Source organism: Gordonia sp. JH63, from assembly GCF_009856645.1.
Taxonomy (GTDB): domain Bacteria; phylum Actinomycetota; class Actinomycetes; order Mycobacteriales; family Mycobacteriaceae; genus Gordonia; species Gordonia hongkongensis.
Genome location: NZ_CP047235.1, coordinates 2,301,808 through 2,315,155, shown reverse-complemented (window position 1 = coordinate 2,315,155; position 13,348 = coordinate 2,301,808). Strand labels below are relative to the sequence as shown.

Here is a 13,348-nt window from a genome sequence, read left to right as displayed (position 1 = left end):
AGTGCTTGACTTGTCAACACAAACAGGCGTAAACACAATTACTACAACATCCAATCCCACACGCCTCAACAAGCGGGTTGGTCGAAACCGGAGATCGGAGCGGTGTGTACGCCGAGGAGAGACAACAGGCGATCGTCGACGAGGTGCGACTCGCGGGGCGGGCATCCGTGGCCGCGCTCGCCGAGAAATTCGACGTCACCAGCGAGACCGTCCGACGCGATCTCGCGGTACTGGAACGCGCCGGACATCTCCAGCGGGTCCACGGCGGCGCCGTGCGCGCCGAGATCATGCGCACCCTCGGCGAGCTCGGGATCGACGAACGGGAGTCGAGCCAGATCGAGCAGAAGACCGCGATCGGCCGGGCGGCCATCCGGTTCCTGCCGCCCGACGGCGGCTCGGTGCTCTTCGACGCCGGCACCACCACCTACCGCGCGGCCGAGGCGACCGCTCCCGATCGGAGGCTCACCCTGTTCACCAACAGCCTGCCCATCGCCGGCCTGCTCGCGGGAACCCATCCCGACGGTCTCCATGCCCTCGGCGGACGCGTACGCGGTCTCACCCAGGCGACCGTGGGCGTCGACACCGTGGACGCGCTTCGCCGACTGCGCGTGACCACCGCCTTCATCGGGACGAACGGCCTGAGCGAGGCCCACGGGTTGTCGACACCCGACCCCGACGAGGCCGCGGTCAAGGCGGCGATGGTCGCAGCCGCGCAACGGGTCGTGGTCCTTGCCGACAGCTCGAAGATGGACCGCGAGGACCTCACCTCCTTCGCCGGACTCGACGACGTCGACGTCCTCATCACCGACTCCGGGATCGACCCGGCCTATTCGGCGGCCCTGTCCGCGCGTGGCGTCGAGGTCGTGATCGCATGATCGTCACCGTCACCGCCAACCCGAGTCTCGACCGCACCCTCGAACTCGGCGCACCGCTCGCCCGCGGCGAGGTGCAGCGCGCCGGCGTGGTCCGCACCGAGCCGGGCGGCAAGGGCGTCAACGTGGCCCGGGTCGTCGCGGCCGCGGGCCTGGCCACCCGCGCACTGCTCCCGGCGCGGCCGGGCGACCCGCTGCGGGCCGCACTCGACGACCTCGCACTCCCCTACGACGCCGTGCCGGTCGACGGCGAGGTCCGGTCCAACATCACCATCGCCGAATCCGACGGGACGACCACCAAGATCAACGCACCGGGCGTCACCTTGACGGGCCCGGACCGCGAGGCGCTCGTCGGGCTGATCCGTGAGCACGCCGGCTCCGCGCAGTGGGTCACCCTCTGCGGGTCGCTGCCTCCCGGCGTCCCCGACGACTGGTACCGCTCGATCGCCGACGACCTCGTCCTCGCCGGCTGCCGGGTCGCGGTGGACACCTCGGGCGCTCCCCTCCGTGCCAGCGTCACCGGTCGCGTCGACCTGATCAAGCCCAACGAGGACGAGCTCGCCGAACTGACCGGCGCCGACCCCGGACAGCTCCGAGAAGCACTCGCGCGCAACGATCTCGGACCGGTCATCGACGCCGCTGCGACCATCGCCGAACAGATCGGGGGCAACGTCCTCGCCACCCTCGGCGCCGTCGGGGCCGTGTTGGTCACCGCATCCGGCGTGTGGTCGGCGACCCCGCCGCCGATCGTCCCGCGCAGCACCGTCGGCGCCGGCGACTCGTCACTGGCCGGCTACCTCATCGCGCAGAGCACCGGGGCCGCGCCCGCCGACTGCCTCCGGTCGGCCGTGGCGTACGGCGCGGCGGCCGCATCGCTCGCCGGCACCCAGGCCCCCACGCCCGACCACCTCGACCTCCCCGGCGTGCGGGTGACCGAACTGTCGGGAGCCGCGCGCATGACCTGACGGCACCGTCCCGGCGAGTCTCCACATCCATCCAACACCGCACCCATCCAGCACCGACTCCATCCACCATCGACCCACCCAGCACCGACCCCACTCTTTCCACCGAAGGACATCCCATGACCGAGCAGATCATCACCGCGCAGACGGTGAGTCTCGACGTCGACGCCGGCGGCGATCCCGCCGCCGTCATCACCACGCTCGCCGACGCCCTCGCCGCGGCCGGCCGGACCACCGATCCCGCCGACCTCGCGCGGGCCGCACTGGACCGAGAAGCCAAGTCCGCCACCGGACTTCCCGGCGGCATCGCCATCCCGCACGCCCGTACCGCGTCGGTGACCGCGGCCAGTCTCGCCATGGCGCGGCTGTCCCGCAAGGTCGACTTCGGCGCACCGGACGGGCCGGCCGACCTGGTCTTCCTCATCGCCGCGCCCGAGGGGGGTGCCAGTGCGCACATGAAGCTCCTCAGCTCGCTGGCCCGCTCACTCGTCCGGCCCGACTTCGTGGCCTCGCTCCGCGCGGCCGAGAACGAGGAGCGGGTCATCGAATTGGTCAACGAGGCCATCGACCCCGCACCCCCGGCCCCCGCCACCGCGCCGACCGCCACCCCGTCGACCCCTGCCCCGTCGACCACTGCCCCGGCCGCCGCGGCAGCACCAGCGACGTCGACCACGGAACCCGAAGGTGCGCCGGCCCGCCCGGACTCGGACCGGACCCCGGACCCGGGACCGGCCACGCCGCGCATCGTCGCGATCACCGCATGCCCGACCGGCATCGCCCACACCTACATGGCGGCCGACGCCCTGAAGTACGCCGCCGAGCGGGCCGGCGTCGAGTTCGCGGTGGAGACCCAGGGGTCCTCGGCGACCACGGCCTTCGATCCGGATGTGATCGCGTCGGCCGACGCCGTCATCTTCGCCACCGACGTCGGGGTCAAGGACCGCAACCGGTTCCGCGGCAAACCCGTCATCGCATCCGGGGTGAAGCGCGCCATCAACGAGCCCGACGCCATGATCGCCGAGGCGGTCGCGGCGGGGCGCGACCCGAACGCGGCGCGCGTCACCGGCGACGGCGCGGACGCGGACGCGGCCGACTCGTCGAAGTCGGGCATCGGTCTCGCCGGCCGTACACGCCAGGCACTCATGACCGGTGTGAGCTACATGATCCCGTTCGTCGCGGCGGGCGGACTGCTCATCGCGCTCGGCTTCCTGCTCGCCGGCTACGAGGTCGCCAACACGAACCTCGACGACGGCGGCACCCTCAGCGACGGCGCGTTCATCGCCCTGAACAACAGCCTCTGGGATCTGCCGGCGGGCGGGTTGTTGCAGTACCTGGGCGCGGTGAGCTTCGCGATCGGCTCGGGCGTGATGGGCCTGGCGGTACCGGTCCTCGCGGGCTACATCTCCTTCGCGATCGCCGACCGCCCCGGTATCGCACCCGGTTTCGTCGCCGGCATCGTCTCGCTCGCCGTGGGCGCCAGCTTCATCGGCGCACTGATCGGCGGTCTCATCGCCGGCGTGGTGTGCCTGTGGATCGCGCGGACCCCGGTGCCCCAGTGGGCTCGTGGTCTCATGCCGGTCGTGGTCATCCCGCTGTTCGGCAGCATGATCGTCGGCGGACTGCTCTACATGGTCCTCGGCAAACCGCTCGCCTGGCTGACCGAGCAGATGAACAGCGGCCTCGAGAGCATGTCCGGCGGATCGGCCATCGCCCTCGGCATCGTGCTCGGCCTGATGATGTGCTTCGACCTCGGCGGACCGGTCAACAAGAGCGCGTACCTGTTCGCCACCGCCGGGATCGCCGACGCGGCGACTGCCGGACCCGCGCAGTTCCAGATCATGGCGGCGGTCATGTGTGCCGGCATGGTGCCCCCGCTCGCCCTGGCTCTCGCCACTGTCGTCCGACCGGGCCTGTTCACCGAACCGGAGCGCGAGAACGGCAAGGCCGCATGGCTCCTCGGCGCGTCGTTCATCTCCGAAGGTGCCATCCCGTTCGCCGCGGTCGACCCCTTCCGGGTCATCCCGTCGATGATGGCCGGTGGTGCCCTGAGCGGTGCGCTGATCATGGCCTTCGGTGTCGAACTGCGCGCCCCGCACGGCGGCATCTTCGTCTTCTTCGCCATGAACAACTGGGTCCTGTTCCTCGTCGCGCTGGTCGCCGGTACGGTGCTGTCCGCCGTCCTGGTGGTCGCGGCCAAGCAGGTGCACCGCAGTCGCGACGCCGTCGCCTTCGACGAACTCGAGGCGGTCGCCGTCTGACACCCGATCACACGACCACCTGACATCCGGGGCGCTCCCCGGCACCGAATCGCCCGATAACCACCGCAGAACACACGACAACACTCGAAGGAGTTCCCATGCCCAGCACCACCGCCACCGTCGGCTCCGCAGTCGGACTGCACGCCCGCCCCGCCACGATCATCGCCGAGGCGGTCGCCGAGACCGGCAGCCCGGTGACGCTGGGCCTCGAGGGCGGTGACCCGGTGGACGCGGGATCGGCGCTGATGATCATGACGCTCGGGGCCGAGAAGGGCACCCGCGTGGTCGTGACGGCCGACGACCAGGCCGCGCTCGACACCATCGTCGGTCTCGTCGAGAAGGATCTCGACGCCGACTAGGTCGGTCCAGCCGACTGGGTCCGTACCGCCGGCGAAGCGCTCAGATCCGGAGGTCCGCGATCTCGCCCGCGAAAGCGGCCGGGACGCGGACCTTCATCGTGGTACCGGTCTCGGTGTGCTCCGACGAGATGACCTCGCCCTCGCTGTGGACGCGAGACACGACATCACCCCGGTCGAACGGCACCTCGATGGTCATCTCGACGTCCTCGCGACCGACGAACTCGCGCACCCGCCCGAAGAGTTCGGGCAGTCCCTCACCGGTTCGGGCGGAGATGAACACCGCATCCGGACCGAGCGCGCCACGCAACTCGGTGAGGCGGTTGCCGTCGATGGCGTCGATCTTGTTGATGACCAACAACTCCGGCGGCGCGGTGACGCCCTCTTCGGTGACGATCTCGTTGATGACCTGACGGACGGCCGAGATCTGTTCCATCGGGAAGGCGTCCGCACCGTCCACGACGTGCAGCAGCAGATCGGCGTCGACGACCTCCTCGAGCGTCGAGCGGAACGCCTCGACGAGCTGGGTCGGCAGATGCCGGACGAACCCGACCGTATCGGTGAAGACGACCGCGCGGCCGTCGTCGAGCGTCGCCCGCCTGGTGGTGGGATCCAGGGTCGCGAACAACGCGTCCTGCACGAGGACACCGGCGCCGGTCATCGCGTTGACCAGGCTGGACTTGCCCGCGTTGGTGTAGCCGGCGACGGTGATCGTCGGGATCGAACCGCTCTTGCGCGCAGCACGTTTGGTGTTCCGCGCCTTCTTCATGCCACGGATCTCGCGCCGCAGCTTGGCCATCCGCTCCCGAATGCGGCGACGGTCGGTCTCGATCTTGGTCTCACCGGGACCGCGCAGGCCCACACCGCCGTTGCTGCCCGCCCGGCCACCGGCCTGCCGGGACATCGATTCACCCCAGCCGCGCAGACGCGGGAGCATGTACTCCATCTGCGCGAGGGAGACCTGCGCCTTGCCCTCGCGAGAGGTCGCGTGCTGGGCGAAGATGTCGAGGATCAGCGCGGTGCGGTCGATGACCTTCACCTTCACCACCTTCTCCAGCGCATTGAGCTGGGCGGGGGTGAGCTCACCGTCGCAGACGACGGTGTCGGCGCCGGTCGCGAGGACGATCTCGCGCAATTCCTCGGCTTTGCCACTGCCAATGTAGGTGGCGGGATCGGGTTTGGAGCGACGCTGGATCACCGCGTCCAGGATCTGTGAACCGGCCGTCTCGGCGAGGGCAGCCAGCTCGGTCATGTTGGCCTTCGCGGCAGCCGCGCTGCCCTCGGTCCACACGCCGACCAGGACCACGCGTTCGAGTCGTAGCTGCCGGTACTCGACCTCGGTGACGTCGGTGAGTTCGGTGGAGAGTCCCGCGATGCGCTGTAGCGAGGCGCGCTCGGACAGTTGGAGTTCGCCGGTGGTGGGATCCGCGGTGTCGCGGATCCCGAGATCGGCCGCGGACATGATCTGTGCTTCTGATTCGGTCATACGGGAACCATGGTCTCACGACCGTCCAGGACCGAGCACGCGAATATCGAGCTCAGCGCTCCCAGCCGGGCCGCAGCACCCCGTCGGCGACCAGCATCGACGGCCCGCGCAGGGTCGAGCCATCGGGACGGATCGTCACGGTGACCTCACCGCCGGGGATGCCGATGCGCAGCTCGCCGGTGTCCGCGCCGCGGGCGTCGAGAGCGGCGCGCGTTGCCGCGACCAGGCCGGTTCCGCAGCTGCGCGTCTCCCCGACGCCCCGTTCGAACACCCGCATCCGCGCGGTCAGGCTGCCGTCGGGCCCTTCCGCGGGTGGGGTCAGCAGCTCGACGTTCGCGCCGTGCGGGAAGTCGGCGGCCTCGATGATCACGCCGGCGGAGAAGTCGACCGCGTCGAGGTCGGCCGCGGTCATGTCCGCGACGACGCACGCCAGGTGGGGGTTGCCCACGTCGACCATCGCGCCGGGGTAGATGTCGTCACCGATGCGGACCACCGACGACCCGTCGAGCCGCGCCGGACCCATCTCCACCGTGACCTCGGCGTGCACGGCGTCGAAGGAGTGGATGGTGACGCCGCGGGCACCCGCACGGGAACCGACGGAGAACGTGTCGGTGTCGACGAGTCCCGACGCCCGGACGTAGTGGGCGAAGACGCGTACCCCGTTGCCGCACATCTCCGCGACCGAACCGTCGCCGTTGCGGTAGTCCATGAACCAGTCGTCGGCCGACACCCCGTCCGGCAGGGCGTCGAGGACACCGGTCGCGACGAGGGCGCCCGAGCGGGCGACGCGCAGCAATCCGTCGGCGCCGATCCCCCGTTGCCGGTCGCACAGCGCCGCGACCGTCGCGGCGTCGAGCGCGATCTCGGCGTCGGGGTCGGCGAGGACCACGAAGTCGTTCTGGGTGCCATGACCCTTGACGAAGTGCAGGCCGTCGCTCGCACTGCTCTGCGGGGCGGAAGTCACGGATCACAGCCTACGGGGAAGGCGCGTCGACGATGCGCAGCGCTCGGTCGAGCAGATCGGGTGCGGCGGCGTCGAGCCACTGCGCCCGGTGATCGCGACGGAACCACGAGCGCTGCCGACGGACATAACGCCGGGTGCCGATGAAGGTCAGCTCCTCGGCCTGCGCGAGGTCGTGCTCGCCGTCGAGCGCCGCGAGGACCTGTTTGTAACCGATCGCCTGCGACGCGGTGCGTCCCTCTCGCAGGCCGCGGGAACAGAGGTCCTCCACCTCCTCGACGAGGCCCTGCCCGAACATCGCTCTCGTCCGACGGCGGATCCGATCGTCGAGTTCCTCGGTGTCCCGGTCGAGGGCGAGGATGATCGTGCCCCAGCGCGGTTCGCCGATGGTGGGCTGCGACGCGGCGAAGGGCGCACCGGTCAGCTCGACCACCTCCAGCGCCCGCACGATACGGCGACCGTCGGTGGCCAGGATGGTCGACGCCGCGGCCGGGTCGACCTCCGCGAGCAGCCGGTGCATCTCGTCCACTCCGCGCTCGTCGAGCAGATCCTCGTAACGCCGGCGTACCTGCGGGTCGGTGGCCGGGAACTGCCAGTCGTCGAGGAGTCCCTGGACGTACATCATCGATCCCCCGACGATCACCGGGACCCGACCCGCGGCGCGCAACCGGTCGACGTCGGCCCGCGCGGCCTGCTGATAGCGCGCGACCGTCGCCACCTCGGTCACGTCGAGCACGTCGAGCTGATGGTGCGGGATGCCGCGGCGTTTGTCGGGCGGGAGCTTGGCCGTCCCGACGTCCATGCCGCGGTACTGCTGCATGGCGTCGATGTTGACGATCTCGCCGCCGAGCCGTTCGGCGAGGTCGAGGGCCAGATCGGACTTGCCGCCGGCAGTGGGTCCGACAACAGCGATCGGGGTGGGCGGCGCGGTCATCGGACGTGCTCACCGTCGTCGACGGTCCAGGTCGCGACCACGTAACCCACGCCGAAGGGCGCGTCGGCGAAGTCGGGTACCGCCCGGACCGACCGGTCGCCGACGAGACCGGCCGCCACCTGCCACGCGACCCGGCCGCCGACGCCCTCGGCATCGCACTTCGCAGGGTCGAGTGCCATCAGCGTGTCCGTGTCCGCCGATCCGAGCGCAGCCACGATCGCGTCGTTCAGCGCCACCGCCGATTCCCGACGCCCCCCGCCGGGGGCCTTGTCGGTCAGCGCCGTCGACCCGTCGCCCACCACCAGGACCCCGACGGCGTCCGAGCCCTCGTCGAGACGGGCGGCCAGCCGGGTACCCACCGCGACGCACTCCGCGGGCGGCGTGGCGGAACCGACGCTGCACACGCTCAGCGGACCCAGCGACATCCGCTCGGCGATCCACCCGGCGATCAGCGCCGACAGACTCATCCGGGGCAGCGGGTCGGTGACCGCGACATCGGTGGCGGCGACATCGGTGGTCACGACATCGGTGATCGCGGAGTCGATCGTGACCGGGACGTCCACGCCGAAGCGCGCGAAGGTGCCGCGCAGGGGCTCGCCCACGAGGCCAGCGGTCGACCCGTCGGCGGTTCCGACCGCCACCCAGCGGTCGACGCCGAGCGCGCCCGCGACCGCGTCGAGAGCTGCCCGCCGCACCGGCTCGGTGTCGAAGGCGGCCGGTCCGGCCAACTCAGGGACGAGCAGCGGGGCACTCGGAACGAAGACGACGGCCGCAAGCACACCACGACGCTAGTCGACAACACGAGGCCCGCTCGCTCCGCTCCCGGCGCCGGTGACATTCGGCCCGCTCGCTCCGCTCCCGGCGCCGGTGACATTCGGCCCGCTCGCTCCGCTCCCGGCGCCGGTTACCCCGCGCCGCGACCCACCAACTCGGCATGGACGCCACATCGACGGGCCTGAACTGCTTGAATGGAACGGTACTTGTCGGCGATCGCGGGCGTAGGATGCCCGGCGAGAACCGACTCCAGCGACCGGCAGCCGTGACGCGCGGCACCACTGAGCGGCAGGACACGTGCACATGAGCAACCCGACCGAATCGGCTTCCGAACCCCAGCAGGCACCTGCCGGGCAGGACACACCGAAGCCGGGACCCAAGCCGGGACCCCGACCCAAGCCCGGACCCCGCCCCGGCATCGCGTCCGAACCGGTCGTCACGCATCTCGTCACCGGCGATCCGCACCGCTTCGGTCGTATCGACGAGTCGGGTGTCGTGTGGCTCAAGACCGACGAGGGCGAACGCGAGATCGGTTCGTGGCAGGCCGGCACGGTCGAGGAGGGGCTTGCGCACTTCGGACGCCGGTTCGACGACCTCGCCACCGAGGTCGAGATCCTCGAGGAACGGCTCACCGCCCGCTCGGGAGACCCGCGTAAGGCCCAGCAAGCCGCCAAGCACCTGCTCGACGAGTTGCCCAACGCGCATGTGATCGGTGACGTCGCCGCGCTGCAGCGCCGCCTCGAGGCCATCGTCGGCAGCGCCGACGAGGTCGCCGAGACCATCCGCGCCGAGCGCGAGAAGACCCGGTCGGAGGCCATCGCGCGCAAGGAGGTCCTCGCCGCCGAGGCCGAGCAGATCGGCGCCGACGCGACCAACTGGAAGAGCGCGGGCGACCGGCTGCGCGAGATCCTGGACGAGTGGAAGTCCATCAAGGGCGTCGACCGCAAGACCGACGACGCGCTGTGGAAGCGGTACGCCAAAGCGCGCGACGCCTTCAATCGCCGGCGAGGTGCGCACTTCGCCGAACTCGACCGCGAGCGCGCCGGTGCGAAGGAACGCAAGGAAGCACTCATCGCCCGCGCCGAGGAGCTGTCCGGCTCCACCGACTGGGGTCCGACGTCGGCCAAGTTCCGGGAACTGCTCGGTGAGTGGAAGGCGGCCGGCCGCGCCCCGCGGGACACCGACGAGGCCCTCTGGCAGCGGTTCAAGGCCGCACAGGACGTCTTCTTCGGCGCCCGCAACGCGGCGTCGTCGGAACGCGACGCGGAATTCTCCGCGAACGCGACCGCCAAGGTCGCCCTGCTCGATGCCGCCGAGAAGGCCATCGACCCGGCCGCCGATCTCGACGCGGCCCGCCGCGAGTTCCGGTCGTTCCGCGATCAGTGGGACGAACTGGGCAAGGTCCCGCGCGATCAGATGCACAGCCTGGAGGCCCGCGCGCGGGCCCTGGAGAAGCGCATCCGCGACGCCGAGGACGCTCAGTGGCAACGGACCGATCCCGAGGCACTGGCGCGGGCGGCGCAATTCGCCGATCGCGCAGCGCAACTCGAGGACCAGGCACGCAAGGCGGCCGAACGCGGAAAGGACCGCGACGCCGCGAAGTTGCGCGATCAGGCTGCGCAGTGGCGCGAGTGGGCCGCCGCCGCGGAGAGTGCCGTCACCGACCGCTGAGTCCGGTCGGGGCCGGCCGGATCAGTCCTCGTGCGGGTTCTTGCGGTACAGCGCTGCGGCGTAGGCCTCCTGCTCGGCGGCCTGCCGGCGCCGCTCGTCCTCGAGCGCGAGCTGGTAAGAGCTCCGCGCCCACACGACGCGGGACCAGTGGAACGTGAGCACGAAGACCGCGATCCAGCCCAGCACGAGGCCGATGCCGACGCCCGACGGCGGCTCGACGCCACCGACGCCCGGCGTGTTCCGCGACCACCACGCCAGCATCCCGGCGACGCACGCGATGGCGCACCCGCACAGCGCGATCCACGCCAGGAACCACCGGCGGGTGAGCAGCGCGAGCATGGAGACGACGATGCCGAAGATCGTCACCAGGTAGACGAAGATCCTCGACACGATCGTGACGCGCTCGGCGGCCGCCTCGGGCGTGAAGGTGAGGACCTCGAGCCCGGTGACGGATCCCGTGTGCGGCAACACCATCGACACCATGGCGAGGACGACTGCCACGGCGACGACGACCGCGCGCGCACCCGGGTCGATCTCGCCGGCCACCCGCCGTTCCGCCTTGCGCAGGTCGTTCTCGTACTGCTCGAACGCGGCCTTCTCGGACCCAGAGCTGCCGGACGCCTCGTTGTCGGACGCCGAATTCTCGGACATGGTCATCGCCTCACTTCGTGATGGTGGTCAGCTGCCGCAGCCACTGCCGCAGCCGGCGTCGGCCGGGACGGCGGCGGGGGCACCGAACCCCGGCAGCCCGAGCCCGACGCCGACGGGCGCGGTGGTGGGGGTACGGCTCTGTTCGTGTGCGTCGCCGGCGCGGGTGCGGCGGTGCGCGAGAACGCCGGAATCGGCGATCAGATGGTGTGGTGCCGCTGCGGTGAGCTGCGTGTGCACGACGTCACCCGGGCGGATCCCCGACGCCGTTCCGGGCGCGAAGTGCACCAGGCGGCCGTCCCGGGCGCGGCCGGTCATGCGCTGGGTCTTCGCCGACTTGCGCCCCTCGTCGGCGACCACGAGCAACTCCACCTCGGTCCCGACCAGCGCCTCGTTCTCGGCCAGGCAGATCCGCTCCTGCAGCGCGATGAGACGCCGGTAGCGATCGGCCACGACCTCGGGCGGCACCTGATCGGCCATCGTCGCGGCGGGCGTGCCGGGGCGGGGCGAGTACTGGAAGGTGAACGCGCTCGAGAAGCGGGCGCGCTCGACGACGTCCAGGGTGGCCTGGAAGTCCTCCTCGGTCTCGCCGGGGAAGCCGACGATGATGTCGGTGGTGATCGCCGCATGCGGCATGGCCTCGCGGACCTTGTCGAGGATGCCCAGGAACTTGGTCTGCCGGTAGCTGCGGCGCATCGCGCGCAGGATGCGATCGGACCCCGACTGCAGCGGCATGTGCAGTTGCGGACACACATTCGGCGTCTGGGCCATCGCCTCGATCACGTCGTCGGTGAACTCGGCGGGGTGCGGTGAGGTGAACCGGACGCGTTCGAGCCCCTCGATGTCACCGCAGGCGCGCAGCAGTTCGGCGAAGGCGCCCCGGTTGCGGGGCTGATCGGGATCGGCGAAGGACATCCCGTAGGCGTTCACGTTCTGGCCCAGCAGCGTCACCTCGACGACACCCTGGTCGACGAGGGCCTGTACCTCGGCGAGCACCTCGCCCGGCCGGCGGTCGACCTCCTTGCCGCGCAGCGACGGCACGATGCAGAACGTGCAGGTGTTGTTGCACCCCACCGACACCGACACCCAGCCCGAGTAGGCGGAGTCGCGCTTGGCCGGCAGGGTCGACGGGAACCGCTCGAGCGCGTCGAGGATCTCCACCTGGGCGGCGTCGTTGTGGCGGGCTCGATCGAGCAACGCGGGCAGCGACCCGATGTTGTGTGTGCCGAAGACGACGTCGACCCACGGGGCCCGGGACAGCACCGTGTCCTTGTCCTTCTGCGCGAGGCAGCCGCCGACGGCGATCTGCATGCCGGGCCGGTCGGATTTGACCGGGGCGAGGTGCGACAGGTTGCCGTACAGCTTGTTGTCGGCGTTCTCCCGGATCGCGCAGGTGTTGAAGACGACGAGATCGGCGGGGTCGTCCTCACCCGCGCGCACGTACCCGGCGTCCTCGAGCAGACCGGCGATGCGCTCGGAATCGTGGACGTTCATCTGGCAGCCGTAGGTACGGACCTGATAACTGCGCGCGGCGGGTGCTGCCTGCTCAGGCCGATCCGACAACTCGATACTCACCCCTACGAGGGTACGGGGCGCACGCAAATCGACTCCCACAGGACACCCTGTTCCACGTCGGCCGATAGGGTGCCCCAATGACCGTTTCGCCGAGTAAGTCCGCGGACCCAGGGTCCCAGCCGATGATCGCGATGCGCGGGGTGCAGAAACACTTCGGGTCGTTGCACGTCCTCAAGGACATCGATCTCGAGGTCCCCGCCGGTCAGGTCGTGGTGGTCCTCGGACCGTCGGGCTCGGGCAAGTCCACCCTCTGCCGCACGATCAATCGCCTCGAGCCGATCGACGGCGGCGAGATCCTGGTCGAGGGTCAGGTGCTGCCCGCCGAGGGCAAGGACCTCGCCCGGCTCCGCGCCGACGTCGGAATGGTCTTCCAGTCCTTCAACCTGTTCTCGCACAAGACGATCCTCGAGAATGTCACGCTCGCGCCGATCAAGGTGCGCAAGAAGAGCAAGGACGAGGCCGGCAAGCGCGCCCTCGAACTGCTCGAGCGCGTCGGCATCGCCAGCCAGAAGGACAAGTACCCCGCCCAACTCTCCGGCGGCCAGCAGCAGCGCGTGGCCATCGCCCGGTCGCTGGCGATGAACCCGAAGATCATGTTGTTCGACGAACCGACCTCGGCCCTCGACCCGGAGATGGTCAACGAGGTGCTCGACGTGATGGTGTCCCTCGCGAAAGAGGGCATGACGATGGTGGTCGTCACCCACGAGATGGGCTTCGCGCGCAAGGCCGCCGACCGCATCATCTTCATGTCCGACGGGGCGATCATCGAGGACTCCGATCCGGAGACGTTCTTCAGCAACCCGTCGACCGATCGCGCCCGGGACTTCCTCGGCAAGATCCTGGGGCACTGA

The 13,348-nt window shown here is 70.4% G+C and carries 12 protein-coding genes; 6 read left to right on the top strand and 6 right to left on the bottom strand.

Going from position 1 to position 13,348, the window contains the following annotated elements; all coding sequences use genetic code 11:
- The first annotated feature begins 104 nt into the window (after nucleotides 1–104).
- The 4 genes from GR168_RS10480 (at nucleotide 105) to GR168_RS10465 (ending at nucleotide 4,451) form a co-directional block, all read left to right on the top strand.
- Nucleotides 105–875, top strand: a complete 771-nt coding sequence (locus GR168_RS10480) for a DeoR/GlpR family DNA-binding transcription regulator (RefSeq protein ID WP_058250196.1) — start codon at nucleotides 105–107, stop codon at nucleotides 873–875.
- Nucleotides 872–1,837, top strand: a complete 966-nt coding sequence (locus GR168_RS10475; protein WP_065628914.1) for a 1-phosphofructokinase family hexose kinase — start codon at nucleotides 872–874, stop codon at nucleotides 1,835–1,837. The genes GR168_RS10480 and GR168_RS10475 overlap by 4 nt, the downstream gene beginning before the upstream one ends.
- 116 nt (nucleotides 1,838–1,953) lie before the next feature.
- The gene (locus GR168_RS10470; protein WP_159370676.1) at nucleotides 1,954–4,092 is read left to right on the top strand and encodes a fructose-specific PTS transporter subunit EIIC; all 2,139 of its coding nucleotides are present in this window, start codon (nucleotides 1,954–1,956) and stop codon (nucleotides 4,090–4,092) included.
- Nucleotides 4,093–4,190: 98 nt separating this feature from the next.
- Nucleotides 4,191–4,451 carry an HPr family phosphocarrier protein gene (locus tag GR168_RS10465; protein ID WP_058250193.1) on the top strand — a complete coding sequence of 87 codons (261 nt, stop codon included), beginning with the start codon at nucleotides 4,191–4,193 and terminating at the stop codon, nucleotides 4,449–4,451.
- A gap of 40 nt (nucleotides 4,452–4,491) precedes the next feature.
- On the opposite strand, the gene hflX is transcribed toward GR168_RS10465, so the two are convergent.
- Genes hflX through GR168_RS10445 form a run of 4 tightly spaced genes read right to left on the bottom strand, consistent with a single transcriptional unit; the run spans nucleotide 4,492 to nucleotide 8,608 of the window.
- A complete protein-coding gene (gene hflX / locus GR168_RS10460) occupies nucleotides 4,492–5,934 on the bottom strand; it encodes a GTPase HflX (protein ID WP_159370675.1) in 1,443 nt (480 codons plus the stop codon).
- Between the two features lie 52 nt (nucleotides 5,935–5,986).
- Nucleotides 5,987–6,898, bottom strand: coding sequence for a diaminopimelate epimerase (gene dapF, locus GR168_RS10455; RefSeq protein WP_159370674.1), 912 nt, complete (start codon nucleotides 6,896–6,898; stop codon nucleotides 5,987–5,989).
- Nucleotides 6,899–6,908: 10 nt separating this feature from the next.
- A complete protein-coding gene (gene miaA, locus GR168_RS10450) occupies nucleotides 6,909–7,829 on the bottom strand; it encodes a tRNA (adenosine(37)-N6)-dimethylallyltransferase MiaA (RefSeq protein ID WP_159370673.1) in 921 nt (306 codons plus the stop codon).
- A complete protein-coding gene (locus tag GR168_RS10445; RefSeq protein ID WP_159370672.1) occupies nucleotides 7,826–8,608 on the bottom strand; it encodes a hypothetical protein in 783 nt (260 codons plus the stop codon). The genes miaA and GR168_RS10445 overlap by 4 nt, the downstream gene beginning before the upstream one ends.
- Nucleotides 8,609–8,906: 298 nt before the next feature.
- Here GR168_RS10445 and GR168_RS10440 point away from each other — a divergent pair, with 298 nt between their 5' ends.
- On the top strand, nucleotides 8,907–10,274 hold the full coding sequence (locus GR168_RS10440; protein ID WP_175404257.1) for a DUF349 domain-containing protein: 1,368 nt from the start codon (nucleotides 8,907–8,909) through the stop codon (nucleotides 10,272–10,274).
- A gap of 21 nt (nucleotides 10,275–10,295) precedes the next feature.
- Here GR168_RS10440 and GR168_RS10435 read toward each other — a convergent pair whose 3' ends face one another.
- A complete protein-coding gene (locus GR168_RS10435; RefSeq protein ID WP_068969902.1) occupies nucleotides 10,296–10,925 on the bottom strand; it encodes a hypothetical protein in 630 nt (209 codons plus the stop codon).
- 27 nt (nucleotides 10,926–10,952) lie between these two features.
- Complete coding sequence (miaB, locus tag GR168_RS10430) at nucleotides 10,953–12,485, bottom strand: tRNA (N6-isopentenyl adenosine(37)-C2)-methylthiotransferase MiaB (protein WP_068969901.1); 1,533 nt, start codon at nucleotides 12,483–12,485, stop codon at nucleotides 10,953–10,955.
- A 134-nt stretch (nucleotides 12,486–12,619) separates the two neighbouring features.
- Between miaB and GR168_RS10425 the strand changes: the two genes are divergently transcribed.
- Nucleotides 12,620–13,348: an amino acid ABC transporter ATP-binding protein gene (locus tag GR168_RS10425; RefSeq protein WP_165630857.1), complete on the top strand. Its 729-nt coding sequence runs from the start codon at nucleotides 12,620–12,622 to the stop codon at nucleotides 13,346–13,348.